The organism is Enterobacter cloacae complex sp. IR5422, assembly GCF_049238165.1.
Classification (GTDB): Bacteria; Pseudomonadota; Gammaproteobacteria; order Enterobacterales; family Enterobacteriaceae; genus Enterobacter; species Enterobacter roggenkampii.
This window is the reverse complement of record NZ_JBMKHT010000003.1, coordinates 127,517-150,128: the sequence shown is the minus strand read 5'-3', so window position 1 is coordinate 150,128 and position 22,612 is coordinate 127,517. Positions and strand designations below refer to the sequence as shown.

At 56.4% G+C, this 22,612-nt stretch carries 25 protein-coding genes; 18 read left to right on the top strand and 7 right to left on the bottom strand.

Annotation, left to right across the window (positions count from 1 at the left end; genetic code table 11):
* Positions 1–23: 23 nt before the first annotated feature.
* From folC to hisP, 10 genes are all read left to right on the top strand, one after another.
* Positions 24–1,292, top strand: a complete 1,269-nt coding sequence (folC, locus tag ACOTXT_RS03030; RefSeq protein WP_023344599.1) for a bifunctional tetrahydrofolate synthase/dihydrofolate synthase — start codon at positions 24–26, stop codon at positions 1,290–1,292.
* On the top strand, positions 1,282–1,980 hold the full coding sequence (gene dedD, locus ACOTXT_RS03025) for a cell division protein DedD (RefSeq protein ID WP_008502596.1): 699 nt from the start codon (positions 1,282–1,284) through the stop codon (positions 1,978–1,980). Before folC ends, dedD begins: the two co-directional genes overlap by 11 nt.
* A 165-nt stretch (positions 1,981–2,145) precedes the next feature.
* Positions 2,146–2,634, top strand: coding sequence for a colicin V production protein (cvpA, locus tag ACOTXT_RS03020; protein WP_000262116.1), 489 nt, complete (start codon positions 2,146–2,148; stop codon positions 2,632–2,634).
* A 33-nt stretch (positions 2,635–2,667) separates the two neighbouring features.
* Positions 2,668–4,185, top strand: coding sequence for an amidophosphoribosyltransferase (gene purF, locus ACOTXT_RS03015; RefSeq protein ID WP_021241570.1), 1,518 nt, complete (start codon positions 2,668–2,670; stop codon positions 4,183–4,185).
* A gap of 89 nt (positions 4,186–4,274) precedes the next feature.
* The gene (locus ACOTXT_RS03010) at positions 4,275–4,844 is read left to right on the top strand and encodes a UbiX family flavin prenyltransferase (RefSeq protein WP_023344598.1); all 570 of its coding nucleotides are present in this window, start codon (positions 4,275–4,277) and stop codon (positions 4,842–4,844) included.
* A gap of 291 nt (positions 4,845–5,135) precedes the next feature.
* Positions 5,136–5,918: a lysine/arginine/ornithine ABC transporter substrate-binding protein ArgT gene (gene argT / locus ACOTXT_RS03005; RefSeq protein WP_008502593.1), complete on the top strand. Its 783-nt coding sequence runs from the start codon at positions 5,136–5,138 to the stop codon at positions 5,916–5,918.
* Positions 5,919–6,144: 226 nt separating this feature from the next.
* A complete protein-coding gene (gene hisJ / locus ACOTXT_RS03000) occupies positions 6,145–6,927 on the top strand; it encodes a histidine ABC transporter substrate-binding protein HisJ (protein ID WP_008502592.1) in 783 nt (260 codons plus the stop codon).
* 88 nt (positions 6,928–7,015) lie between these two features.
* The gene (locus ACOTXT_RS02995) at positions 7,016–7,702 is read left to right on the top strand and encodes a histidine ABC transporter permease HisQ (protein ID WP_008502591.1); all 687 of its coding nucleotides are present in this window, start codon (positions 7,016–7,018) and stop codon (positions 7,700–7,702) included.
* Entirely contained in the window at positions 7,699–8,415 is a 717-nt protein-coding gene (locus ACOTXT_RS02990; RefSeq protein ID WP_008502590.1) for an ABC transporter permease, read from the top strand. Before ACOTXT_RS02995 ends, ACOTXT_RS02990 begins: the two co-directional genes overlap by 4 nt.
* 8 nt (positions 8,416–8,423) lie before the next feature.
* Entirely contained in the window at positions 8,424–9,197 is a 774-nt protein-coding gene (hisP, locus tag ACOTXT_RS02985) for a histidine ABC transporter ATP-binding protein HisP (RefSeq protein ID WP_014832781.1), read from the top strand.
* 98 nt (positions 9,198–9,295) lie between these two features.
* Here the strand turns inward: hisP and ACOTXT_RS02980 are convergent, their stop codons facing one another.
* The 4 genes from ACOTXT_RS02980 to yfcG all read right to left on the bottom strand — a co-directional run bounded on the left by ACOTXT_RS02980 (position 9,296) and on the right by yfcG (position 11,830).
* A complete protein-coding gene (locus ACOTXT_RS02980) occupies positions 9,296–9,805 on the bottom strand; it encodes a GNAT family N-acetyltransferase (RefSeq protein ID WP_039023981.1) in 510 nt (169 codons plus the stop codon).
* 44 nt (positions 9,806–9,849) lie between these two features.
* The gene (locus tag ACOTXT_RS02975; RefSeq protein WP_055321847.1) at positions 9,850–10,743 is read right to left on the bottom strand and encodes a TIGR01777 family oxidoreductase; all 894 of its coding nucleotides are present in this window, start codon (positions 10,741–10,743) and stop codon (positions 9,850–9,852) included.
* 13 nt (positions 10,744–10,756) lie between these two features.
* Complete coding sequence (folX, locus tag ACOTXT_RS02970) at positions 10,757–11,125, bottom strand: dihydroneopterin triphosphate 2'-epimerase (protein ID WP_008502586.1); 369 nt, start codon at positions 11,123–11,125, stop codon at positions 10,757–10,759.
* A 75-nt stretch (positions 11,126–11,200) separates the two neighbouring features.
* Positions 11,201–11,830, bottom strand: a complete 630-nt coding sequence (yfcG, locus tag ACOTXT_RS02965; RefSeq protein WP_008502585.1) for a GSH-dependent disulfide bond oxidoreductase — start codon at positions 11,828–11,830, stop codon at positions 11,201–11,203.
* A gap of 140 nt (positions 11,831–11,970) precedes the next feature.
* On the opposite strand from yfcG, the gene yfcF reads away from it, so the two are divergent.
* The 3 genes from yfcF to yfcD are packed head-to-tail and all read left to right on the top strand — an operon-like array spanning position 11,971 to position 13,833.
* Positions 11,971–12,615: a glutathione transferase gene (yfcF, locus tag ACOTXT_RS02960; RefSeq protein WP_008502584.1), complete on the top strand. Its 645-nt coding sequence runs from the start codon at positions 11,971–11,973 to the stop codon at positions 12,613–12,615.
* Positions 12,616–12,671: 56 nt separating this feature from the next.
* On the top strand, positions 12,672–13,223 hold the full coding sequence (yfcE, locus tag ACOTXT_RS02955; RefSeq protein WP_055321846.1) for a phosphodiesterase: 552 nt from the start codon (positions 12,672–12,674) through the stop codon (positions 13,221–13,223).
* A 55-nt stretch (positions 13,224–13,278) separates the two neighbouring features.
* Entirely contained in the window at positions 13,279–13,833 is a 555-nt protein-coding gene (yfcD, locus tag ACOTXT_RS02950; RefSeq protein WP_055321845.1) for an NUDIX hydrolase YfcD, read from the top strand.
* Positions 13,834–13,836: 3 nt separating this feature from the next.
* Here the strand turns inward: yfcD and ACOTXT_RS02945 are convergent, their stop codons facing one another.
* Positions 13,837–14,856, bottom strand: coding sequence for a LacI family DNA-binding transcriptional regulator (locus ACOTXT_RS02945; RefSeq protein ID WP_021241565.1), 1,020 nt, complete (start codon positions 14,854–14,856; stop codon positions 13,837–13,839).
* A gap of 234 nt (positions 14,857–15,090) precedes the next feature.
* On the opposite strand from ACOTXT_RS02945, the gene ACOTXT_RS02940 reads away from it, so the two are divergent.
* The 5 genes from ACOTXT_RS02940 to ACOTXT_RS02920 all read left to right on the top strand — a co-directional run bounded on the left by ACOTXT_RS02940 (position 15,091) and on the right by ACOTXT_RS02920 (position 19,073).
* Positions 15,091–15,534 carry a PTS sugar transporter subunit IIA gene (locus ACOTXT_RS02940; RefSeq protein WP_044597875.1) on the top strand — a complete coding sequence of 148 codons (444 nt, stop codon included), beginning with the start codon at positions 15,091–15,093 and terminating at the stop codon, positions 15,532–15,534.
* A gap of 80 nt (positions 15,535–15,614) precedes the next feature.
* The gene (locus tag ACOTXT_RS02935; protein ID WP_003861447.1) at positions 15,615–15,887 is read left to right on the top strand and encodes a PTS sugar transporter subunit IIB; all 273 of its coding nucleotides are present in this window, start codon (positions 15,615–15,617) and stop codon (positions 15,885–15,887) included.
* Positions 15,888–15,908: 21 nt separating this feature from the next.
* A complete protein-coding gene (locus ACOTXT_RS02930; RefSeq protein ID WP_055321844.1) occupies positions 15,909–17,300 on the top strand; it encodes a PTS ascorbate transporter subunit IIC in 1,392 nt (463 codons plus the stop codon).
* On the top strand, positions 17,297–18,127 hold the full coding sequence (locus tag ACOTXT_RS02925; RefSeq protein ID WP_032675241.1) for a transketolase: 831 nt from the start codon (positions 17,297–17,299) through the stop codon (positions 18,125–18,127). Before ACOTXT_RS02930 ends, ACOTXT_RS02925 begins: the two co-directional genes overlap by 4 nt.
* Positions 18,120–19,073, top strand: coding sequence for a transketolase family protein (locus tag ACOTXT_RS02920; RefSeq protein ID WP_333164060.1), 954 nt, complete (start codon positions 18,120–18,122; stop codon positions 19,071–19,073). The genes ACOTXT_RS02925 and ACOTXT_RS02920 overlap by 8 nt, the downstream gene beginning before the upstream one ends.
* A gap of 111 nt (positions 19,074–19,184) precedes the next feature.
* Here ACOTXT_RS02920 and pta read toward each other — a convergent pair whose 3' ends face one another.
* On the bottom strand, positions 19,185–21,326 hold the full coding sequence (pta, locus tag ACOTXT_RS02915; protein WP_008502877.1) for a phosphate acetyltransferase: 2,142 nt from the start codon (positions 21,324–21,326) through the stop codon (positions 19,185–19,187).
* Between the two features lie 76 nt (positions 21,327–21,402).
* The gene (gene ackA / locus ACOTXT_RS02910; RefSeq protein WP_008502876.1) at positions 21,403–22,605 is read right to left on the bottom strand and encodes an acetate kinase; all 1,203 of its coding nucleotides are present in this window, start codon (positions 22,603–22,605) and stop codon (positions 21,403–21,405) included.
* Between the last annotated feature and the right edge of the window lie 7 nt (positions 22,606–22,612).

The window sequence follows — 22,612 nt, the reverse complement described above, 5'->3', positions numbered from 1 at the left end:
TCTGTTAATGACAACCGGGCATTATGGAAAATAAAAGCATTCCCCAAGCCACGTCGCCCCTGGCCGCGTGGCTTTCTTATCTGGAAAACCTGCACAGTAAAACCATCGATATGGGGCTTGAGCGCGTAAGCCAGGTTGCCGCGCGTCTTGATGTGCTGAAACCGGCGCCTTTCGTGTTCACCGTCGCAGGCACCAACGGCAAAGGTACCACCTGCCGCACGCTGGAATCCGTCCTGATGGCGGCGGGCTACAGGGTCGGCGTGTACAGCTCGCCACATCTGGTACGCTACACCGAGCGGGTTCGTGTGCAGAACCGCGAGCTGCCGGAGTCGGCGCATACGGCATCGTTCGCGGAAATTGAAGCCGCGCGCGGAGAGACCTCATTAACCTATTTTGAATACGGCACTCTGTCGGCCCTGTGGCTGTTCAAACAGGCCCAGCTGGACGTGGTGATCCTTGAGGTTGGTCTTGGCGGACGTCTTGATGCGACCAATATCGTCGATGCAGACGTGGCGGTAGTGACCAGCATCGCGCTGGATCATATCGACTGGCTGGGGCCCGATCGTGAAAGCATTGGCCGCGAGAAGGCCGGTATTTTCCGGGCAAATAAACCTGCCGTGGTGGGCGAGCCGGACATGCCGCACACCATTGCTGACGTGGCGAACGAAAAGGGCGCACAGCTGCTGCGCCGCGGCGTTGACTGGCAGTATGAGGTTCAGGACAACGGCTGGCGCTTTAGCGACGCGCAGGGGGCGCTGGATAACCTGCCGCTGCCGCAGGTCCCGCAGCCAAACGCGGCAACCGCGCTGGCGGCACTGCGCGCCAGCAGTCTCATGGTCAGCGAACAGGCGATCCGCGAGGGTATACAAAACGCGATTCTGCCAGGACGTTTCCAGATTGTGAGCGAGTCACCGCGCCTGATTCTGGATGTGGCGCACAACCCCCACGCGGCGGCGTATCTCGCGGGACGTCTCAAATCGCTACCAAAAACCGGGCGCGTGCTGGCGGTTATCGGTATGCTTCATGATAAAGATATCGGCGGGACGCTGGCCTGCATGGAGAGTGTGGTCGATAGCTGGTATTGTGCTCCTCTGGAGGGGCCACGCGGCGCGACGGCTGAGCAGCTGATGGAACATCTCGGCAAAGGCGCAATCTACAGTAGCGTGGCGCAGGCCTGGCATGCCGCGATGGCGGAGGCTAAACCAGAAGATACCGTGCTGGTGTGTGGTTCATTCCACACGGTGGCACATGTCATGGAAGTGATGGACGCGGGGAGAACCGGTGGCGAGTAAGTTTCAGAACCGTTTAACAGGAACCATTGTGCTGGTCGCGCTCGGGGTGATTATTCTTCCCGGGCTGCTCGACGGGCAGAAAAAGCATTATCAGGATGAGTTTGCCGCGATTCCGCTGGTGCCGAAACCGGGCGACCGCGATGAGCCGGATATGCTGCCCGCGGCGACGCAGGCGCTGCCTGCTCAGCCTCCGGAAGGGGCGGCGGAAGAGGTGCGCGCGGGCGATGCCGCCGCACCGTCGCTCGATCCGTCTCGCCTGGCGGCCACGAGCAACAGCGATATCGATCCTGTGCCGGTCGAGCAGCCTAAACCGGTTGAAAAACCGAAGCCGGTTGAGAAGCCGCAGCCGAAACCGCAGCGTGATAAAGCGGCAGAACAGCTCGCCGCAGCGTCAGAGACGCCTCCGCCAGCAAAACCGACGCAGCAGGACGCCGCTGCCCCAACGGGCAAAGCCTACGTGGTGCAGCTCGGTGCGCTGAAAAATGCGGACAAGGTGAATGAGGTGGTGGGTAAACTGCGCAGTGCGGGATATCGTGTTTACACTTCACCTTCCACGCCGGTGCAGGGTAAAATTACCCGTATCCTCGTGGGGCCAGAAGCGTCTAAAGACAAACTGAAAGGGTCGCTGGGTGAGCTGAAGCAGATCTCCGGCCTGAGCGGTGTGGTGATGGGCTACAGCGCGAACTAAGTACGACCTGCTCCTGTAAGAGAGAGGCGATAAGCCACGGCGTTGAACATTTTTTCAGCGCCTTTTTTATTTACGCGCGGGAAGGAAATCCCTACGCAAACGTTTTCTTTTTCTGTTAGAATTCGCCCCGAACTGGATGACAGGGCGTTTAATCGTGGGACACATATGGTCTGGATTGATTACGCCATCATTGCGGTGATTGGTTTTTCCTGTCTGGTTAGCCTGATCCGTGGCTTTGTTCGTGAAGCGTTATCGCTGGTGACCTGGGGTTGTGCTTTCTTTGTCGCCAGTCATTACTACACTTACCTGTCTGTCTGGTTCACGGGCTTTGAAGATGAACTGGTCCGAAATGGAATCGCCATCGCGGTGCTGTTTATCGCGACGCTGATTGTTGGCGCTATCGTCAATTACGTGATAGGTCAGCTGGTCGAGAAAACCGGTCTGTCAGGAACGGACAGGGTACTCGGGATCTGTTTCGGGGCGTTGCGAGGCGTGCTGATTGTGGCCGCGATCCTGTTCTTCCTGGATACCTTTACCGGGTTCTCCAAAAGTGAAGACTGGCAGAAATCGCAGCTCATACCAGAGTTCAGCTTCATCATCAGATGGTTCTTTGACTATCTGCAAAGCTCGTCGAGTTTTTTGCCCAGGGCATAAACCCTGAGATGTGGCTTAACGAGGAAAAGACGAATGTGCGGTATTGTCGGTATCGCCGGTTTCATGCCGGTAAACCAGTCGATTTATGACGCGTTAACGGTGCTTCAGCACCGTGGGCAGGATGCTGCGGGTATCATCACCATTGATGCAAACAACTGCTTCCGTTTACGCAAGGCGAATGGCCTGGTAAACGATGTGTTTGAAGCCCGCCATATGCAGCGTCTGCAAGGTAATATGGGGATCGGTCACGTTCGTTATCCTACCGCTGGCAGTTCCAGCGCCTCTGAGGCACAGCCTTTCTACGTCAACTCACCGTATGGCATCACCCTTGCCCATAACGGCAACCTGACCAACGCGCATGAGCTGCGTAAAAAGCTGTTCGAAGAGAAACGTCGCCACATTAACACCACCTCTGATTCTGAAATCCTGCTCAACGTGTTCGCCAGCGAGCTGGATAACTTCCGTCACTATCCGCTGGAAGCGGACAACATTTTTGCCGCGATTGCCGCGACAAACCGTCAGATCCGCGGCGCGTACGCCTGCGTGGCGATGATCATCGGTCACGGCATGGTGGCCTTCCGCGATCCAAACGGCATTCGTCCGCTGGTGCTCGGCAAGCGCGACCTCGGCGATGGCCGTACCGAATATATGGTTGCCTCTGAAAGCGTGGCGCTGGATACCCTGGGCTTCGAATTCCTGCGCGACGTTGCGCCGGGCGAAGCGGTGTATATCACCGAGAAGGGCCAGCTGTTTACCCGCCAGTGTGCCGACAACCCGGTCAGCAACCCGTGCCTGTTTGAATACGTTTACTTTGCCCGTCCGGACTCCTTCATCGACAAGATTTCCGTCTACAGCGCGCGCGTCAATATGGGCACGAAGCTCGGCGAGAAGATTGCCCGCGAGTGGGACGATCTCGACATCGACGTGGTGATTCCTATCCCGGAAACCTCCTGCGATATCGCGCTGGAGATCGCCCGCATTCTGGATAAGCCATACCGTCAGGGCTTCGTGAAGAACCGCTACGTTGGCCGCACCTTCATCATGCCGGGGCAACATCTGCGCCGTAAGTCCGTGCGCCGCAAGCTGAACGCTAACCGCGCGGAATTCCGCGACAAGAATGTTCTGCTGGTGGATGACTCCATCGTTCGCGGTACTACCTCTGAGCAGATTATCGAGATGGCACGCGAAGCGGGTGCGAAGAAAGTCTACCTGGCCTCTGCTGCGCCGGAGATTCGCTTCCCGAACGTGTATGGTATTGATATGCCAACCGCCAACGAGCTGATCGCTCACGGGCGTGAAGTGGATGAAATTCGCCAGATCATCGGCGCTGACGGCCTGATTTTCCAGGATCTCAACGACCTCATCGACGCGGTGCGTGCCGAGAACCCGGAAATTCAGCAGTTTGAATGCTCCGTGTTCAACGGCATTTACGTGACCAAAGACGTTGACCAGCAGTACCTCGACTATCTTGATTCGCTGCGCAACGACGACGCCAAAGCCGTTCAGCTGCAAAACGATCTTGAAAGCTTAGAGATGCACAACGAAGGTTGATGTTCCGGCAGGTGAGGGCGTATGCCCTCACTTGCAACTCCCCGCAAAATCCTGCACAGTCTGCCCTGAAATCAGTAAGGGCGAAAATCATGAAACGACTCATAGTTGGGCTCAGCGGTGCCAGCGGTGCGATTTACGGCGTACGTTTGCTACAGGTTCTGCGTAACGTGGCGGACGTCGAAACCCATCTGGTGATGAGCCAGGCGGCGCGGCAGACCCTCTCTCTGGAAACCGATCTCTCCCTGCGTGATGTTCAGGCGCTTGCGGATGTCGTTCACGATGCCCGTGATATCGCCGCCAGCATCTCCTCAGGCTCGTTTAAAACCGCCGGCATGGTGATCCTGCCCTGTTCAATCAAAACGCTCTCCGGCATTGTGAACAGCTATACCGACACCCTGGTGACGCGTGCGGCGGATGTGGTGCTGAAGGAGCGGCGTCCTCTGGTGCTGTGCGTGCGGGAAACGCCGCTGCACCTGGGCCATCTGCGCTTAATGACGCAGGCTGCTGAGCTGGGGGCTGTGATCATGCCGCCGGTGCCCGCGTTCTACCATCGTCCGCAAACGCTGGACGACATTATCAACCAGACCGTTAACCGCGTACTCGATCAGTTCGACATCGACCTGCCCGAGGATCTCTTCACCCGCTGGCAGGGTGCCTGAATCTGTGCACATAGCCGGTGCATGAAAAGACACGTTGCCCTGTTTCAGGGCAATTATGCAACGGCGATCATATCCTCGACATTTAATTCGTTTTTTCCCTTTTTCTCTCTCCGGTTCGTTCGGCAGACCTGCTATCTTTCACCATTAAGGCAGTATCGCAACGTTTTATTAACATATTTAACGTCGAAGTTTTAACCAGACGGCAATGTGGCATAAGACCTGCAAGATGAAGCCTGCAACACAACACACAACACAATACATAATAAAATCACGGTACTTGAGGGTAAATGTATGAAGAAGACGGTTCTGGCTCTGTCTTTGCTGGTGGGGTTAAGTGCGGCAGCAGGTAGCTACGCAGCGCTTCCACAGACGGTTCGTATCGGTACAGACGCAACCTACGCGCCATTCTCTTCCAAGGATGCGAAAGGCGATTTCGTGGGGTTTGATATCGATCTGGGTAATGAAATGTGCAAACGCATTGCGGTGAAATGCACATGGGTGGGCAGCGACTTTGACGCGTTAATCCCGTCGCTGAAAGCCAAGAAAATCGACGCCATTATCTCTTCTCTTTCCATCACTGAAAAACGCCAGCAGGAGATTGCCTTCTCTGACAAGCTCTACGCCGCGGATTCTCGCCTGATTGCGCCTAAAGGCTCCCCGATTAAGCCCACCATCGACTCGCTGAAAGGCAAGCATGTCGGCGTGCTTCAGGGTTCGACTCAGGAAGGCTATGCCAATGCTAACTGGCGTGAGAAGGGAGTAGACGTGGTGGCTTACCAGAACCAGGATCTGATTTATTCTGACCTGGCGGCAGGCCGTCTGGATGCGGCATTCCAGGATGAAGTCGCCGCGAGCGAAGGCTTCCTGAAGCAGCCTGCGGGTAAAGACTACGCGTTTGCAGGCCCGTCGGTGAAAGACAAAAAGTACTTTGGCGATGGCACCGGGATTGGCCTGCGTAAGGATGATACCGAGCTGAAAGCCGCCTTCGACAAAGCCTTTGCAGAGCTGCGTAAAGACGGTACTTACGACAAACTGGCGAAGAAATACTTCGACTTCAACGTATACGGTGAATAACACTTGGCGGTGACGCACCGGAAAGGTGCGTTACGGGAGCGGTTGACCCAATACGGTGCATTTGATGCACTGTATTGGAACGCTGTGTGCATACTTACGCATTAATAATGCAAAAATTCCCGCTGGAAAGGCATTAATCTTTGCCTGACTGAGGGGATTAATGGCACATTAGCACCACCCCGTCGTCGTAAAAATCCCGTATGAAGACAGTTTGTTGAGGACAAATATGAAAAAACTCGTGTTGTCATTATCACTGGTACTGGCCTTTTCCAGCGCCACCGCGGCATTCGCAGCTATTCCGCAGAAAATTCGAATTGGTACCGACCCTACCTATGCGCCGTTCGAATCGAAGAATTCAAAGGGTGAACTGGTCGGTTTTGACATCGATCTGGCCAATGAGCTGTGCAAACGCATCAAAGCACAGTGTACCTACGTTGAGAACCCGCTGGATGCGCTGATCCCATCCCTGAAAGCGAAAAAAATCGACGTAATCATGTCCTCCCTCTCCATCACTGAAAAACGCCAGCAGGAGATTGCCTTCACCGACAAACTCTACGCGGCCGATTCACGTCTGGTAGTGGCGAAATCGTCTGATATTCAGCCTACGCTGGAGTCGTTGAAGGGCAAACGCGTGGGCGTGCTGCAGGGTACCACTCAGGAAACCTACGGCAACGAGCACTGGGCACCGAAGGGGATTGAAATTGTCTCCTATCAGGGCCAGGAAAATATCTACGCTGACCTGACGGCAGGCCGTATTGATGCCGCATTCCAGGATGAAGTCGCGGCTAGCGAAGGCTTCCTGAAAACGCCGGTAGGTAAAGATTACAAGTTTGGCGGCCCGTCTATTAAGGACGTTAAGCTGTTTGGTGTGGGCACCGGTATGGGCCTGCGCAAAGAAGACAACGAACTGCGTGAGGCGCTGAACAAGGCGTTCGCTGAAATGCGCGCAGACGGCACGTACGACAAGCTGGCGAAAAAGTACTTTGATTTTAATGTTTACGGCGGCTAATCGCCCCGTCATATAACGTGCGGCCCCTCCCACGGCGGGAGGGGAAAAGACACGGTTCCACCACTCACGATACGACAGGGCTCGCGGTATGCTGTACGGATTTTCTGGCGTTATTTTACAGGGCGCGCTTGTCACCCTTGAGCTGGCTATCAGCTCCGTGGTGCTGGCGGTGCTGATAGGTCTGGCAGGCGCAGGGGCGAAGCTTTCAGCTAACAAACCGCTGGCGCTAATCTTTGAAGGCTACACCACGCTCATTCGCGGCGTTCCCGATCTGGTGCTGATGCTGCTGATTTTTTACGGTCTGCAGATTGCGCTTAACGGCATAACAGACGCGATGGGCATGGGACAAATTGATATCGACCCGATGGTGGCCGGTATTATTACCCTCGGTTTTATCTACGGCGCCTACTTCACTGAAACCTTCCGCGGTGCTTACATGGCCGTGCCGAAAGGTCACATTGAGGCGGCAACCGCATTTGGTTTTACCTCATCACAAACGTTTCGTCGGATTATGTTCCCGGCCATGATGCGCTACGCGCTGCCGGGCATCGGGAACAACTGGCAGGTTATCCTCAAAGCAACAGCGCTGGTCTCGCTGCTCGGTCTGGAAGACGTCGTGAAAGCGACTCAGCTGGCGGGTAAGAGCACCTGGGAGCCGTTCTATTTTGCGGTGGTCTGTGGCGTGATTTATCTGGTCTTTACGACCGTCTCCAATGGTGTGCTGCTTCTGCTGGAGCGTCGCTACTCCGTGGGTGTGAAGAGGGCTGACCTGTGATTGAGATTATTCAGGAATACTGGAAATCGCTGCTGTGGACAGATGGCTACCGCTTTACCGGCGTGGCGATTACGCTCTGGCTGCTGATCTCCTCCGTGGTAATGGGCGGTATTCTGGCGGTGTTTCTCGCCATTGGCCGCGTGTCGAACAATAAATTTATCCAGTTCCCGATCTGGCTGTTTACCTACGTGTTTCGCGGTACGCCGCTGTACGTGCAGCTGCTGGTGTTCTATTCGGGGATGTACACGCTTGAGATCGTAAAAGGCACTGAGATGCTGAATGCGTTCTTCCGCAGCGGTCTGAACTGTACGGTGCTGGCGTTGACGCTCAACACCTGCGCCTACACCACGGAGATTTTCGCGGGGGCGATTCGTTCTGTTCCTTACGGTGAAATTGAAGCAGCCCGGGCCTACGGCTTCTCGTCGGTGAAACTCTACCGCTGCATCATTCTGCCATCGGCCCTGCGTATCGCGTTACCGGCCTACAGTAACGAAGTGATTTTGATGCTGCACTCGACTGCGCTCGCCTTTACCGCGACGGTGCCGGACCTGCTCAAAATAGCGCGCGATATTAACTCCGCAACCTATCAGCCGTTTACCGCGTTTGGCATTGCGGCGGTGCTCTATTTAATTATCTCTTATGTTCTGATTAGCCTGTTCCGTAAGGCTGAAAAACGCTGGTTGCAGCATATAAAACCTTCTTCGACGCACTGAGAAAGATGATGGCTGAGAACAAATTAAACGTAATTGATTTGCACAAACGCTACGGCGAACATGAAGTGCTGAAAGGGGTGTCGCTGCAGGCGAATGCGGGCGACGTGATCAGTATCATCGGCTCATCCGGCTCGGGAAAAAGTACCTTCCTGCGCTGCATCAACTTCCTCGAAAAGCCGAGTGAAGGCTCAATTGTGGTGAGCGGGCAGAATATCAACCTGGTGCGTGACAAAGACGGTCAGCTGAAGGTGGCAGACAAGAACCAGCTGCGCCTGCTGCGTACGCGCCTGACGATGGTATTCCAGCACTTTAACCTCTGGAGCCACATGACGGTGCTGGAGAACGTGATGGAAGCACCGGTTCAGGTGCTGGGCCTGAGCAAGCATGAAGCCCGCGAGCGCGCGGTGAAATACCTGGCGAAAGTGGGCATTGACGAACGCCAGCAGATGAAATACCCGGTGCATCTCTCCGGCGGTCAGCAGCAGCGTGTCTCTATCGCCCGCGCGCTGGCGATGGAGCCCGAGGTGCTGCTGTTCGACGAACCGACCTCCGCGCTGGACCCTGAACTCGTTGGCGAAGTGCTGCGCATCATGCAGAAGCTGGCCGAAGAGGGCAAAACGATGGTGGTGGTGACGCACGAGATGGGCTTCGCCCGTAACGTCTCGAACCACGTGATTTTCCTGCATCAGGGGAAAATTGAAGAGCAGGGCCACCCGGACGAGGTGCTGGCAAACCCGCAAAGCCCGCGTTTGCAGCAGTTCCTTAAAGGCTCTCTGAAGTAAGAGGGCATCAGACCGCAGTGCAGCCCAATCGCCCGGTGGCGCTTCGCTTACCGGGCCTACAAAACCGTAGGCCGGGCAAACGCAGTGCCGCCCGGCATTCAGGCCGCACTATACTCCAGCCGGTACACCCAGTCGTCATAGCGCACGCCATCAATCTCATACGCTTTTTCCAGTACCTGAGTGCGCACAAATCCCGCTTTCTCCAGCACCCGCACTGACCCGCCGTTGTCCGCCAGTACGTACGCATTAATCGCCTTCACGCCGGTCTGGTTAAAGGCGTAATCACACACCGCGCGCAGCGCTTCGCTGGCGATACCTTTCCCCTGCGCGGCAGGCACAACCGTATAGCCGATGTCGGCCTCTTCACGATTCTCAGCGCTGATTTGCAGGCCGATATCGCCCAGCGGCGTATCATCATCCCGGGCGCGAATGACAAACACATGAGCAGCAGCGAGTCGCGCGGCAAACACGCGTCGGGTCTCTTTTTCCGGGGCGATGGCGGCCATATAGCGCATGATGCGGCGATCTTCACGCAGCGAGCGGAAGAAGGCCCAGTCAGTGGGTTCAAAAGGGGTGAGGTAAAGCCGGGGAGTGGTGATGGTTGCCATTGTTACGCCATTTCTTCGGAACATGGCCTGTCACTGTACCATATTCACCGCACCACATCCCCCAGTGCCTCTTCTAATTCATACCAGCGGAACGCAAACCCGGCCGCTTCCAGCCGTTTTGGCAGCGCTCTCTGTCCGCCCAGTACCAGAACAGACGCTTCACCCATCAGCAGCCGAATCGCCGTCGCAGGCACGCGCAATATCGCCGGGCGGTGCAGGGCATGTCCCAGCGCGTGGGCAAACTGTTCATTTCGCACCGGATACGGCGCAACCATGTTAAACGGCCCGCGCAGATCGTTATCCAGCAGCCAGAGAATCCCGTTGACCATATCGTCGATATGGATCCACGCCATATACTGACGGCCATTGCCGATGGGGCCACCGAGTCCTAGCCTGAAAGGGGGAAGCATCTTCGCCAGAATGCCGCCTTTCGGCGCGAGGACGACACCGGTCCGCAGCAGGCAGACGCGGGTCCGATCGCTCTGCGCCGCGCAGGCGATACGCTCCCACTGGGCGCAGAGCTTATGGGTGAACTCGTTATGGGGAGGCTCTTCCTCGGTCACCACCACCTCGCCGAGATCGCCGTAATAGCCTACTGCGGAACCCGAAATCAGCACGGCAGGCGGCGTATGGCTGTTGCGGATCAGCTCGACCAGCTTTTCGGTAATGTTCCACCGGCTGCTGCATAACAGCTGTTTTTGCTCTTCCGTCCAGCGCTTATCGGCGATGGGTTCTCCCGCGAGGTTAATAACGGCGTCGAAACCGTCCAGATTTTGCTGCTCGGCCAGATTTTTCCAGATATCAACACCTGCCCCCAGCACCTGACGCGCTTTTTCCGGGCTGCGCGAGAGCACGGTGATGTCGTGGTGCAAGGCCTGCAGACGCGCAATGAGGTGACGACCAATCAGGCCAGTACCGCCGGTCAGCAAAATCTTCATACAACCTCCAGGTTTACGCCTGGCGTTTCCAGCTTAACGTCATAGAGACGGAGTCGGCGTAACGCAGGGCGTGAAGTTTATCGATCTCAACTTCAGCATAAGTGACCCAGTGATGTTCGCGTGCGATATCGAGCACATCCTGAGTTAATTTTTCCAACAGAGAGAAACGGTTATTCTCTACAAACTGGATAATGTTCTTGGTGATTGTGCGGTAGTTCAGGGCGTCATTGATGTCTTCGCTGGCGCGCGCTTTGTCTGCGGGGTAGTGAATCACCACGTTAATAACAATATCCTGACGGTTGGCGATCTCTTCCTCTTTGATACCGATGAAGGTACGCAGGCGTAAATTTTTTATACGAATAATGGCGTCTGGCTGTGACATTGCAGGTCTTCTCCGTGTCAGTATTTCCTGCCCATAATACATGAGAGCCTCACAGGCACCCAGCCTCATACCGGGTTAAATTTGCTGGATTTTTTGCATCGCTCGCTCGGTCGCCGGGCGGGTCCGGATGCGCTCAAACCAGTTGTTCACCGCCGGGTAAGCGGCCAGGTCAATTCGGTGTTTTTCATGCGTATTCACCCACGGCCAGCAGGCGATGTCGGCAATACTGTAATGATCGCCGCCGAGCCACGGCGTTTTCTCCAGCCGACGGTTCAGAACGTCGTAGAGCCGCTGCGTCTCAACCTGATAGCGCTCTATCGCATAAGGAATGGGTTGCGGGGCGTAAGCGGTAAAATGATGATTTTGTCCCAGCATGGGGCCCAGCCCGCTTGCCTGCCAGAAAAGCCATTGCAGCGTATGGTGGCGCTCGCGCAGTTCGCCGCTCAGCAGCTTGCCGGTTTTCTCCGCCAGGTAGAGCAAAATTTCACCGGATTCAAACAGGCTCAACGGTCTGCCCCCGTCCGCCGGCTGGTTATCAATGATGGCCGGGATTTTATTATTCGGCGAGATAGCCAGAAAGAGAGGGCTGAACTGCTCGCCTTTGCTGATATCCACGCGAATGATTCTGTAATCCAGCTCGGCTTCTTCAAGAAAGAGGGTGATCTTATGGCCGTTGGGGGTAGGGGCATAATAAAGGTCGATCATTCTCAACTCCTGTCCATGCGAATAGTGGTGCCATGACAAATGAGTATAGGTGGTTGTTGTAAATCGTGAGTTTTCATCAAGTGACAGCGAGGCAAAGAGATTATATGTTGAGTCAAAACCGATCAGCCTATGAGGATGTTATGAACCAGCCCGTCATCACGTTGTGGTCCGATGCGAACTTCTTTTCTCCCTATGTCATGAGCGTTTACGTTGCGCTGGCCGAAAAAGGACTCGCTTTTACCCTGAAGACCGTTGATCTCGACGGCGGTGAACATCTCAAGCCGCAGTGGCAGGGCTACGATCTGACCCGACGCGTGCCGGTGCTGGAGATTGATGGATTTGCTCTGAGCGAATCGTCGGCGATCGATGAGTATCTGGAAGATCGGTTCGCCCCCCCGGAGTGGGAGCGTATCTATCCTCACGATCTGCAAAAGCGCGCCCGGGCGCGGCAGATCCAGGCGTGGCTGCGCAGCGATCTGGTGCCGATTCGCGTGGAACGCTCCACGGACGTCGTGTTTGCCGGGGTGAAAAAGCCCGCCCTCAGCGCAGAAGGCCAGGAAAGCGCGCAGAAGCTGATTGAAACCGCCTCCTTACTGCTCGCCCATGGCAACCCAAACCTGTTCGGCGAGTGGTGCATTGCGGATGCCGATCTGGCGTTGATGCTAAACCGCCTGATCCTCAACGGTGATGAGGTGCCGCAGCTGCTGGTGGATTATGCCGCGTTCCAGTGGCAGCGTGCCTCCGTGCAGCGCTATGTGGCACTCTCGGCTAAGCGCGCGGGCTGATAAGCCCTGACGCTTCAGGTATGATGGGGGCAGTCTGTTTTCCCGAGGAGTGACTGATGAAACTGATGTTTGCGTCGGATATCCATGGATCGCTGCCCGCGACCGAGCGTGTCCTTTCTCTGTTTGAGAAAAGCGGTGCGCAGTGGCTGATTATTCTGGGTGACGTGTTGAATCACGGCCCACGCAACGCGCTGCCGGAAGGCTATGACCCTGCGCAGGTCGCGGAAAAACTCAACCCGTATGCCTCGCGCATCATCGCCGTTCGCGGCAACTGTGACAGCGAAGTGGACCAGATGCTGCTGCATTTTCCCATTACCGCGCCGTGGCAGCAGGTGCTGCTCGAACAACACCGTCTGTTCCTGACCCACGGGCATCTTTTCAGCCCGGATAATCTCCCGGCGCTCGCGGCTGGCGATGTCCTGGTTTACGGTCATACTCATATTCCGGTTGCGGAAAAACGCGGTGAGATTTATCACTTTAATCCGGGCTCGGTCAGCATCCCAAAAGGCGGGTATCCTGCGAGCTACGGCATGCTGGAAGGAAATACCCTGAGCGTTATCGCACTTAATGATCAGCAAGTTATTGCGCAGGTAGCGATTAATCCGTAAGTTACACCTCAACTGCAAACGCGCCGAAAGAGCGCTTAGAAAAGAAGGTTTCCCGATGGTGGAGCAGAGTCATTTGGCAAGTACAGAGTGGGTTGACATTGTCAACGAAGAGAATGAAGTGATCGCGCAGGCCAGCCGCGAGCAAATGCGTGCGGAGCGCCTGCGCCACCGTGCGACATATATCGTTGTGCATGACGGTATGGGTAAAATTCTGGTTCAGCGCCGCACGGACACCAAAGATTTTCTCCCGGGTATGCTGGATGCCACTGCAGGCGGCGTCGTCCAGGCGGATGAAGTGCTGCTGGATTCTGCGCGTCGTGAAGCGGAAGAGGAGTTAGGCATCGCCGGCGTGCCGTTTGCCGAGCACGGTCAGTTCTATTTCGAAGACGAGAACTGCCGCGTCTGGGGCGGACTGTTTAGCTGCGTCTCCCACGGCCCGTTCGCCCTGCAGGAAGAAGAAGTGAGTGAAGTCAGCTGGATGACGCCGGAAGAGATCACCGCGCGCTGCGACGAGTTCACGCCGGATTCGTTAAAAGCGCTGGCGCTGTGGATGACCCGCAACGCCAAAAACGAATCGAGCAAATCAGAAAAAGAGGAAGAGGCTGAGTAAGCGTCAGCAGCTCTCTCTCAGACACAGGCTGGACGCGATGGGCTTTTGATCGCGCCAGTCTCCGCCATTCAGGCGCTCCAGTAGCGCTTTCCCGGCTTCGATGCCAATCTTACGATGCGGCACCGCCATGGTCGTCAGCGGCGGCTGACAGACGCGGCTCACGTCGCTATCACCAAACCCTACCACTGCCAGATCGTCCGGCACTTTGATTCGCCTGCGCTGGCACTCGTACAGCGCGCCGCAGGCCAGCTCGTCAGAGACGCACACCAGCGCATCCAGCTCAGGCCACGCCAGCAGGAATTCGGGCAGCTGCGCCGCGCCGGTCGAGAAGCTCGGCGGCATCGCCGCGTTAATGACCCGGTTAGGCGACATATGGTGGCGAAGCATGGCTTTATACCAGCCCTGCAGATGCTGCTGGAAAATCCACTGCTCCTGGTTGGCGCACAGCAGGCCAATGTTTTGATAGCCGCGCTTAATCACCATTTCCGTGAGCTCAAACATGGCCGCCACGTTATCAATCCCGATGTTCATATCAATCGGATCGGCGCGCATGGCGCCCATCTCCATCACCGGAATCGAGGCGTTTTTCAGCCAGTGGCGAACGGTGTCGGTATGTTCAACGCTGAGCAAAATCGCTGCGGCGATATTTGACGCCAGCAGCGTCTCCAGCAACTTCTCCTCCTGCTCAAGACGATGCTGGGATTCTGCCAGCATGATCTGATATCCGGCAGGCTGCAGCACCTGCTGTAGCCCGGCGAACATCTCCGAGCAGCCGGCTTCGGAGAGGTTGGGCACCACCATGGCTATTGTCCATGACGAGGCCGAGGCAAGGGCACTGGCTGCAAGATTGGGCATATAGCCTAACTCTTGTACCGCGGCTTCTATTTTTTCTCGTAGTTTATCGGAAACCTGTTCGGGTGTGCGAAGCGCACGGGACACGGTCATCGTGCCCACACCGGCAAGCTGTGCGACATCGGCGAGTGTCACTTTACCAGTACTGCGCCGTTTTCGGGTTAGAGACATACACCTTCCTGCTGACCAGACGCGTTCTTTTTTTCCTTCGTTTCACGTGACAGGCAGTATACGCCTTAAATCCCTTTTTTTGCTGTGATTTAGTAACGTGATTGCAATTTGATAGCGCTATCACATTTCTGCATGTTAACGATTGGTAGCGCTATCTTTGTGATCGCGATCGCAGTCAATCCGCGATGCGTTGAATAAAGTTTGCTCATCTTAAACGTGTGGCGGGAGTGAAAAGTGCTCAAAAAATGGATATATGATACAACCATCACGCTGCAGGAGAGCGTGAAAGACTGGCCGCAGGCGCTGAAGCTGTGCGCGAAGCCGCTGCTGGATTTGCAGGTGATTGAGCCTGACTACGTCACGGCCATCATCAAGCAGCACCACGCGTTAGGACCTTATTATGTGCTGGCACCAGGGCTGGCGATGCCGCATGCGCGGCCGGAGGAAGGCGCCAAAGGACTGGGGTTGTCGTTATTAAAACTAAAACAGGGCGTCTCGTTTGGTGCCGGTGAGTTTGACCCTGTCGATGTGATTATCATGCTTGCGGCACCGGACAAACATAGCCATATCGAAATGATATCCGCACTCGCAGAATTATTTTCCAGCGACGAGGAGATGGAGAAACTGCATCAGGCGAATACCCTGGAGGAAATTAAAACAATTATTAACCGCTTCTGATTTAATTCTGTAATCCGGTTTTTCACTACATTACGCGTCAGCGTGATGGGGCGTACTCTACTCAAAATAAGGGGACAACAATGAAAATCATGGCTATTTGCGGTTCTGGCCTGGGCAGCAGTTTTATGGTCGAAATGAATATTAAAAAGGTGCTCAAAAAGCTGGAGATTGAGGCTGAGGTTGAACACTCCGATCTCTCCTCGGCGACGCCGGGCGCGGCCGATCTGTTCGTGATGGCAAAAGACATTGCGGCCAGCGCCAGCGTGCCGGAGAGCCAGCTGGTGGTGATCAACAACATAATCGACATCAACGAACTTGAAGCGCAGCTGCGCGCCTGGTTCGAAAGACAATAACCCTGATAAGGCGAGGTGGATATGTTTATCCTTGAAACGCTGAATTTCGTTGTTGATATTTTAAAAGTCCCTTCGGTGCTGGTCGGCTTAATTGCGCTTATTGGTCTGGTTGCGCAGAAAAAAACGTTTTCGGACGTGGTGAAAGGGACGATTAAAACCATTCTCGGCTTTATTGTGCTGGGCGGCGGCGCCACGGTGCTGGTGGGATCATTAAATCCGTTAGGCGGCATGTTTGAACACGCTTTTACTATTCAGGGCATTATTCCAAATAATGAAGCCATTGTGTCCATTGCGCTCGAAAAATACGGTGCAGCGACCGCGTTGATTATGGCCTTCGGGATGGTGGCGAATATTATCGTCGCCCGCTTTACCCGCCTGAAGTATATCTTCCTGACAGGACACCATACGTTTTATATGGCGTGCATGATTGGCGTGATCCTGACGGTGGCGGGCTTTGAAGGCGTAGGGCTGGTCTTTACCGGGTCGCTGATCCTCGGCCTGATCATGGCTTTCTTCCCGGCGATTGCGCAGCGCTACATGAAGCGCATTACCGGCAACGATGAGATTGCCTTCGGCCACTTCGGCACGCTGGGCTACGTGCTGTCCGGCTGGATTGGCAGCAAGGTCGGCAAAAGCTCCCGCTCCACCGAAGAGATGAACCTGCCGAAGAACCTGAGCTTCCTGCGCGATTCTTCGATCTCCATCTCCCTGACCATGATGATTATCTACCTGATCATGGCGGTGAGCGCCGGACGCGAGTACGTCGAGGCCACCTTCAGCGCCGGTCAGAACTACCTCGTGTACGCCATCATCATGGCTATCACTTTCGCGGCGGGCGTGTTCATCATCCTTCAGGGCGTACGCCTGATTCTGGCGGAAATCGTCCCGGCTTTTACCGGCTTCTCGGAAAAACTGGTGCCGAACGCGCGTCCTGCGCTGGACTGCCCGGTGGTGTATCCCTATGCACCTAACGCGGTGCTGATTGGCTTCCTGTTCAGCTTCCTCGGCGGGATTGTGGGGTTGTTCATCTGCGGTCAGTTTAGCTGGGTGCTGATCCTCCCGGGCGTGGTGCCGCACTTCTTCACCGGCGCAACCGCGGGCGTGTTCGGTAACGCCACCGGCGGACGTCGCGGGGCGATGATTGGCGCCTTTGCCAACGGCCTGCTGATTACCTTCCTGCCGGTCCTGCTGCTGCCGGTACTGGGCGCCATTGGCTTTGCCAACACCACCTTCTCTGACGCCGACTTCGGCGCGGTTGGGATTGTGCTCGGCAACCTGGCGCGCTTCCTGTCGCCGCTGGCCATCACCGGGCTGGTCGTGGCGCTGTTCGCGCTGCTGGTGGCGTACAACGTCTTCGCGAAAAACAAACCTGCGGGCGGTAACGCGCAGGAAAACACCGGAGCCAAATCATGAATGAGAAAGAGATAACCGAACTCGCGCGTCAGATCCGTCTTGAGACGCTGAAATCCCTGACGCAGCTGGGCTTTGGGCACTACGGGGGCAGCATGTCGGTGGTTGAAACCCTGGCCGTGCTGTACGGCGCGGTGATGAAAATCGACCCGGCGGACCCGGACTGGCCGGAGCGAGACTATTTTGTGCTGTCAAAAGGCCATGCGGGCCCCGCGCTCTACAGCACCCTGGCGATCAAGGGCTACTTCCCGATAGAAGAGCTGAGCACGCTCAACCAAAACGGGACGCGCCTGCCGAGCCACCCGGACCGTCTGAAAACGCGCGGCGTAGATGCTACCACCGGTTCGCTGGGACAGGGGATTTCCATCGCCGGCGGCATGGCGCTGTCGCACAGGCTGGCAGGGCGGCCGAATCGGGTCTTCTGCATCGTCGGCGACGGCGAGCTGAACGAAGGTCAGTGCTGGGAAGCGTTCCAGTTTATTGCCCACCATCGCCTGAACAACCTGACGGTGTTTGTCGACTGGAACAAACAGCAGCTCGACGGCGAGCTGGATGAGATCATCTGCGCGTTCGACCTCGAGGGCAAATTCCGCGCCTTTGGCTTTGACGTGGTGACGGTCAAGGGGGACGACATTCCGGCGCTGCTGGCGGTGACGTCGCGGGTCCCGACTGCCGATGCGCGTCCGTTAGTCGTCATCCTCGATAGCATTAAGGGGCAGGGGGTGCCGTACCTGGAACAGCTCAGCAACTCGCACCACCTGCGATTGACCGCGGAGAGCAAAGCGGCCCTCAATGAGACGATTCGCCAACTGGAGGCTTCACATGATTAAGGTTGCACCGGCAGGACAGAAAGACGCCGTTGAGATGCGTAAAGTTTACGCGGGCTTCGTGGCAAAGCAGATTGAGGCCGGAAGCGACATCATTGCGCTTGAAGCCGACCTGATGAGCTCGATGGCGATGGACGGCGTGGCGCGCGATTATCCGCAGCACGTGATTAACTGCGGCATTATGGAAGCTAACGTCATCGGCACGGCAGCCGGGCTGTCGCTTACCGGCCGCAAGCCGTTCGTTCACACCTTCACCGCCTTTGCCAGCCGCCGCTGCTTTGACCAGCTGTTTATGTCCCTGGACTATCAGCGCAACAACGTGAAGGTGATTGCCTCAGACGCGGGCGTGACGGCCTGCCACAACGGCGGGACGCACATGTCGTTCGAAGATATGGGCATCGTGCGCGGTCTGGCGCATTCGGTGGTGCTGGAGGTCACAGACGCGGTGATGTTCGAGGACGTGCTGCGCCAGCTTATCGATCTCGACGGCTTCTACTGGGTGCGGACCATTCGTAAGCAGGCGCCGAGCGTGTATGCGCCGGGCTCCACCTTCACCATTGGAAAAGGTAACGTGCTGCGCGAGGGGAGCGATATTACGCTGATTGCCAACGGCATCATGGTTGCAGAAGCCCTTGAGGCGGCGCGGCAGCTTGAGCAGGAGGGCGTCAGCGCGGCGGTCATCGACATGTTTACCCTGAAGCCCATCGACCGGATGCTGGTGAAAAACTACGCCGAGAAAACCGGGCGCATCGTGACCTGTGAAAACCACAGCATTCACAACGGGCTGGGGTCGGCGGTAGCGGAAGTGCTGGTGGAAACCTGTCCGGTGCCGATGCGGCGGGTCGGGGTCAAGGAGCGTTACGGCCAGGTGGGAACGCAGGATTTCCTGCAAAAAAAGTATGGCCTGACGGCACATGAGATTGTATCGGCGGCGAGAGAGCTGCTGTAAATAAAAAAGGCGACCGGTTAAGTGGTCGCCTTTTTGTTGCCCGGTGGCGCTAGCGCTTACCGGGCCTACGGTTTTGTAGGCCGGATAAGCGAAGCGCCATCCGGCAATACATTATTGCTGCTGCGAAGACTGGATCGCTGTCAGCGCGATGGTGTAAACGATATCGTCTACCAGTGCGCCACGAGACAGGTCGTTCACAGGTTTGCGCATGCCCTGCAGCATTGGCCCGATGGAGATCAGGTCGGCAGAACGCTGTACCGCTTTGTAGGTGGTGTTACCGGTGTTCAGATCCGGGAAGATGAACACGGTAGCGCGACCTGCAACCGGAGAGTTCGGCGCTTTGGATTTTGCAACGTCAGCCATGACTGCAGCATCGTACTGCAGCGGGCCGTCGATCATCAGATCAGGGCGTTTTTCCTGCGCAATACGGGTCGCTTCACGCACTTTCTCTACGTCGCTACCTGCACCAGATGTGCCGGTGGAGTAGGAGAGCATCGCCACGCGTGGCTCGATACCGAAAGCGGTCGCGGAGTCTGCGGACTGGATAGCGATCTCTGCCAGCTGCTCTGCGGTTGGATCCGGGTTGATCGCGCAGTCGCCGTAAACGTAAACCTGTTCAGGCAGCAGCATGAAGAACACGGAAGACACCAGAGAGCTGCCTGGCGCGGTTTTGATCAGTTGCAGCGGTGGACGGATGGTGTTCGCCGTGGTGTGAACCGCACCGGAAACCAGACCGTCAACTTCGTCCTGCTCCAGCATCAGCGTGCCCAGCACCACGTTGTCTTCCAACTGCTCACGCGCAACGGCTTCGGTCATGCCCTTGCTCTTACGCAGCTCAACCAGACGGGCAACGTAGCTTTCGCGAACCACTTCCGGGTCAACGATTTCGATGCCAGCGCCCAGCTCAACGCCCTGAGAGGCCGCTACGCGGTTGATCTCATCCGGGTTACCCAGCAGCACGCAGGTCGCGATGCCGCGCTCTGCACAGATAGCCGCCGCTTTAACGGTACGTGGTTCGTCGCCTTCTGGCAGAACAACGCGTTTGCCCGCTTTACGCGCCAGCTCGGTCAGCTGGTAACGGAAGGCTGGCGGAGACAGACGGCGGCTGCGCTCGGAGGTCGCGGTCAGGGATTCGATCCAGTCTGCGTTGATGTAGCCCGCAACGTATTCCTGAACTTTCTCGATACGCTCGTGGTCATCAACCGGCACTTCCAGGTTGAAGCTCTGCAGGCTCAGGGAGGTCTGCCAGGTGTTGGTGTTCACCATGAAGACCGGCAGGCCGGTAGCGAACGCGCGTTCGCACAGCTTGCTGACGCGTGGGTCCATCTCGTAGGCACCGGTCAGCAGGATCGCACCGATTTCCACGCCGTTCATTGCGGCCAGGCAGGCTGCAACCAGTACGTCAGGACGGTCTGCGGAGGTCACCAGCAGGGAACCTGCGCGGAAGTGTTCCAGCATGTGCGGAATGCTACGCGCACAGAAGGTCACGGACTTCACGCGACGGGTGTTAATGTCGCCTTCGTTAATCACGGTCGCGTTCAGGTGACGCGCCATGTCGATTGCACGGGTGGCAATCAGATCGAAGCTCCATGGCACCGCGCCCAGAACCGGAAGCGGGCTCGACTCCTGCAGCTTAGCCGGGTCAACTTTGATGACTTTCGCTTTGGACGAGTCGTCGAAGATCTCGGACAGGTCAGGGCGAGTACGGCCCTGCTCATCCACTGGCGCGTTCAGCTTGTTGACGATCACGCCGGTGATGTTGGTATTTTTCGCGCCGCCGAAGCTGCTGCGCGTCAGTTCGATACGCTCGTTCAGCTGTTCCGGGGTGTCAGTGCCCTGAGACATCACGAAAACGATCTCTGCGTTCAGGGTTTTCGCGATTTCGAAGTTCAGAGACTGGGCAAACTGGTGTTTGCGGGTTGGAACCAGACCTTCAACCAGCACCACTTCCGCGTCTTGCGCGTTAGCATGGTAGTTGGCGATGATCTCTTCCATCAGCACGTCTTTCTGGTTGCTGGAGAGCAGAGACTCAACGTGGCTCATCTTCAGCGGTTCAGCCGCCGGCAGATTGGAGTTCTTGCGAACGATGGTGGTGGTCTGGTCTGGTGCATCGCCACCGGCACGTGGCTGGGCGATTGGCTTAAAGACGCTCAGACGAACGCCTTTGCGTTCCATAGCACGGATAACGCCAAGGCTGACGCTGGTCAGGCCGACGCTGGTTCCGGTAGGGATCAGCATAATAGTACGGGACACGGTTTATCCTCTTTCGTTACCGCCCAAATCGGGCGGGTTACAAAACAGCACCGCCAGCATTGCTGGCGGTGTGGAATCAGGCAGTCAGGCGGTGCGCGTCTTGCGCGATGACCAGTTCTTCGTTAGTTGGGATAACGAGAGCAGGGCGGGTGCCTTCTTTGTTGATGAAGCCAGACTTGCCGAAGCGGGCAGCCAGGTTACGCTCGTGATCAACGTCGAAGCCCAGAACGCCCAGTTTGCCCAGGGACAGTTCACGAACCATTGCCGCGTTCTCACCGATACCACCGGTGAAGATAACCGCGTCCAGACGGCCTTCCATCAGCGCAGTGTAAGAGCCGATGTATTTCGCCAGACGGTGGCAGTAAACGTCCATTGCACGTTTAGCGTCTTCTTTCTCTGCGTAGTTGTCTTCAACGTAACGGCAGTCGCTGGTGACTTCGGTCAGACCCAGCAGGCCAGACTCTTTGGTCAGCATTTTGTTGATCTGGTCAACGCTCATGCCCAAGGTGTCGTGCAGGTGGAAGATGATCGCCGGGTCGATGTCACCGGAACGGGTACCCATCACCAGACCTTCCAGCGGGGTCAGACCCATGGACGTATCAACACATTTACCGTTGCGGATAGCAGAAACAGAACCACCGTTGCCCAGGTGGCAGGTGATGATGTTCAGTTCTTCAACCGGCTTGTTCAGCACTTTTGCCGCTTCCTGAGTCACATAGAAGTGGCTGGTGCCGTGCGCGCCGTAACGACGTACGCCGTGCTCTTTGTACAGGCTGTATGGCAGGGCATAGAGGTAAGACTCTTCCGGCATGGTCTGATGGAACGCGGTGTCGAATACGGCCACGTTTTTGTCTTTCAGATTCGGGAAGGATTTCAGCGCTTCAGCGATACCGATCAGGTGAGCCGGGTTGTGCAGCGGTGCGAAAGAGGCTGAGTCTTTGATGCCCTGGATCACAGAGTCGTCGATCACCACGGAGCTGGTGTATTTTTCGCCGCCGTGGACGATACGGTGACCAATCGCAGTCAGCTGAGCAGACAGTTCTGGTTTTTGTGCCAGAATAGTGTTAACGATAAAGTTCAGCGCTTCACTGTGAGCGGCGCCTGCACCTAAAGCCGCTTCTTGTTTGCTGCCGTCCATCTTCCACTTGATACGCGCTTCAGGCAGATGGAAACATTCGGCCAAACCAGAGAGGTATTCGTCACCGTTGAGCGCATCGATGATGGCGAATTTCAGTGAGGAGCTACCGCAGTTCAGAACCAGTACTAACTTACTCGACATGGAAGTA

Coding starts and splice junctions, on each gene's coding strand:
- ACOTXT_RS03010 (WP_023344598.1), top strand. CDS start 4,275: ATGAAACGACTCATAGTTGGGCTCAGCGGTGCCAGCGGTGCGATTTAC.
- folC (WP_023344599.1), top strand. CDS start 24: ATGGAAAATAAAAGCATTCCCCAAGCCACGTCGCCCCTGGCCGCGTGG.
- ACOTXT_RS02975 (WP_055321847.1), bottom strand. CDS start 10,743: ATGAAGATTTTGCTGACCGGCGGTACTGGCCTGATTGGTCGTCACCTC.
- ACOTXT_RS02980 (WP_039023981.1), bottom strand. CDS start 9,805: ATGGCAACCATCACCACTCCCCGGCTTTACCTCACCCCTTTTGAACCC.
- purF (WP_021241570.1), top strand. CDS start 2,668: ATGTGCGGTATTGTCGGTATCGCCGGTTTCATGCCGGTAAACCAGTCG.
- ACOTXT_RS02945 (WP_021241565.1), bottom strand. CDS start 14,856: ATGTCTCTAACCCGAAAACGGCGCAGTACTGGTAAAGTGACACTCGCC.
- ACOTXT_RS02930 (WP_055321844.1), top strand. CDS start 15,909: ATGTTTATCCTTGAAACGCTGAATTTCGTTGTTGATATTTTAAAAGTC.
- ACOTXT_RS02925 (WP_032675241.1), top strand. CDS start 17,297: ATGAATGAGAAAGAGATAACCGAACTCGCGCGTCAGATCCGTCTTGAG.
- hisP (WP_014832781.1), top strand. CDS start 8,424: ATGGCTGAGAACAAATTAAACGTAATTGATTTGCACAAACGCTACGGC.
- yfcD (WP_055321845.1), top strand. CDS start 13,279: ATGGTGGAGCAGAGTCATTTGGCAAGTACAGAGTGGGTTGACATTGTC.
- yfcG (WP_008502585.1), bottom strand. CDS start 11,830: ATGATCGACCTTTATTATGCCCCTACCCCCAACGGCCATAAGATCACC.
- ackA (WP_008502876.1), bottom strand. CDS start 22,605: ATGTCGAGTAAGTTAGTACTGGTTCTGAACTGCGGTAGCTCCTCACTG.
- hisJ (WP_008502592.1), top strand. CDS start 6,145: ATGAAAAAACTCGTGTTGTCATTATCACTGGTACTGGCCTTTTCCAGC.
- argT (WP_008502593.1), top strand. CDS start 5,136: ATGAAGAAGACGGTTCTGGCTCTGTCTTTGCTGGTGGGGTTAAGTGCG.
- ACOTXT_RS02920 (WP_333164060.1), top strand. CDS start 18,120: ATGATTAAGGTTGCACCGGCAGGACAGAAAGACGCCGTTGAGATGCGT.
- yfcE (WP_055321846.1), top strand. CDS start 12,672: ATGAAACTGATGTTTGCGTCGGATATCCATGGATCGCTGCCCGCGACC.
- yfcF (WP_008502584.1), top strand. CDS start 11,971: ATGAACCAGCCCGTCATCACGTTGTGGTCCGATGCGAACTTCTTTTCT.
- ACOTXT_RS02995 (WP_008502591.1), top strand. CDS start 7,016: ATGCTGTACGGATTTTCTGGCGTTATTTTACAGGGCGCGCTTGTCACC.
- ACOTXT_RS02935 (WP_003861447.1), top strand. CDS start 15,615: ATGAAAATCATGGCTATTTGCGGTTCTGGCCTGGGCAGCAGTTTTATG.
- cvpA (WP_000262116.1), top strand. CDS start 2,146: ATGGTCTGGATTGATTACGCCATCATTGCGGTGATTGGTTTTTCCTGT.
- folX (WP_008502586.1), bottom strand. CDS start 11,125: ATGTCACAGCCAGACGCCATTATTCGTATAAAAAATTTACGCCTGCGT.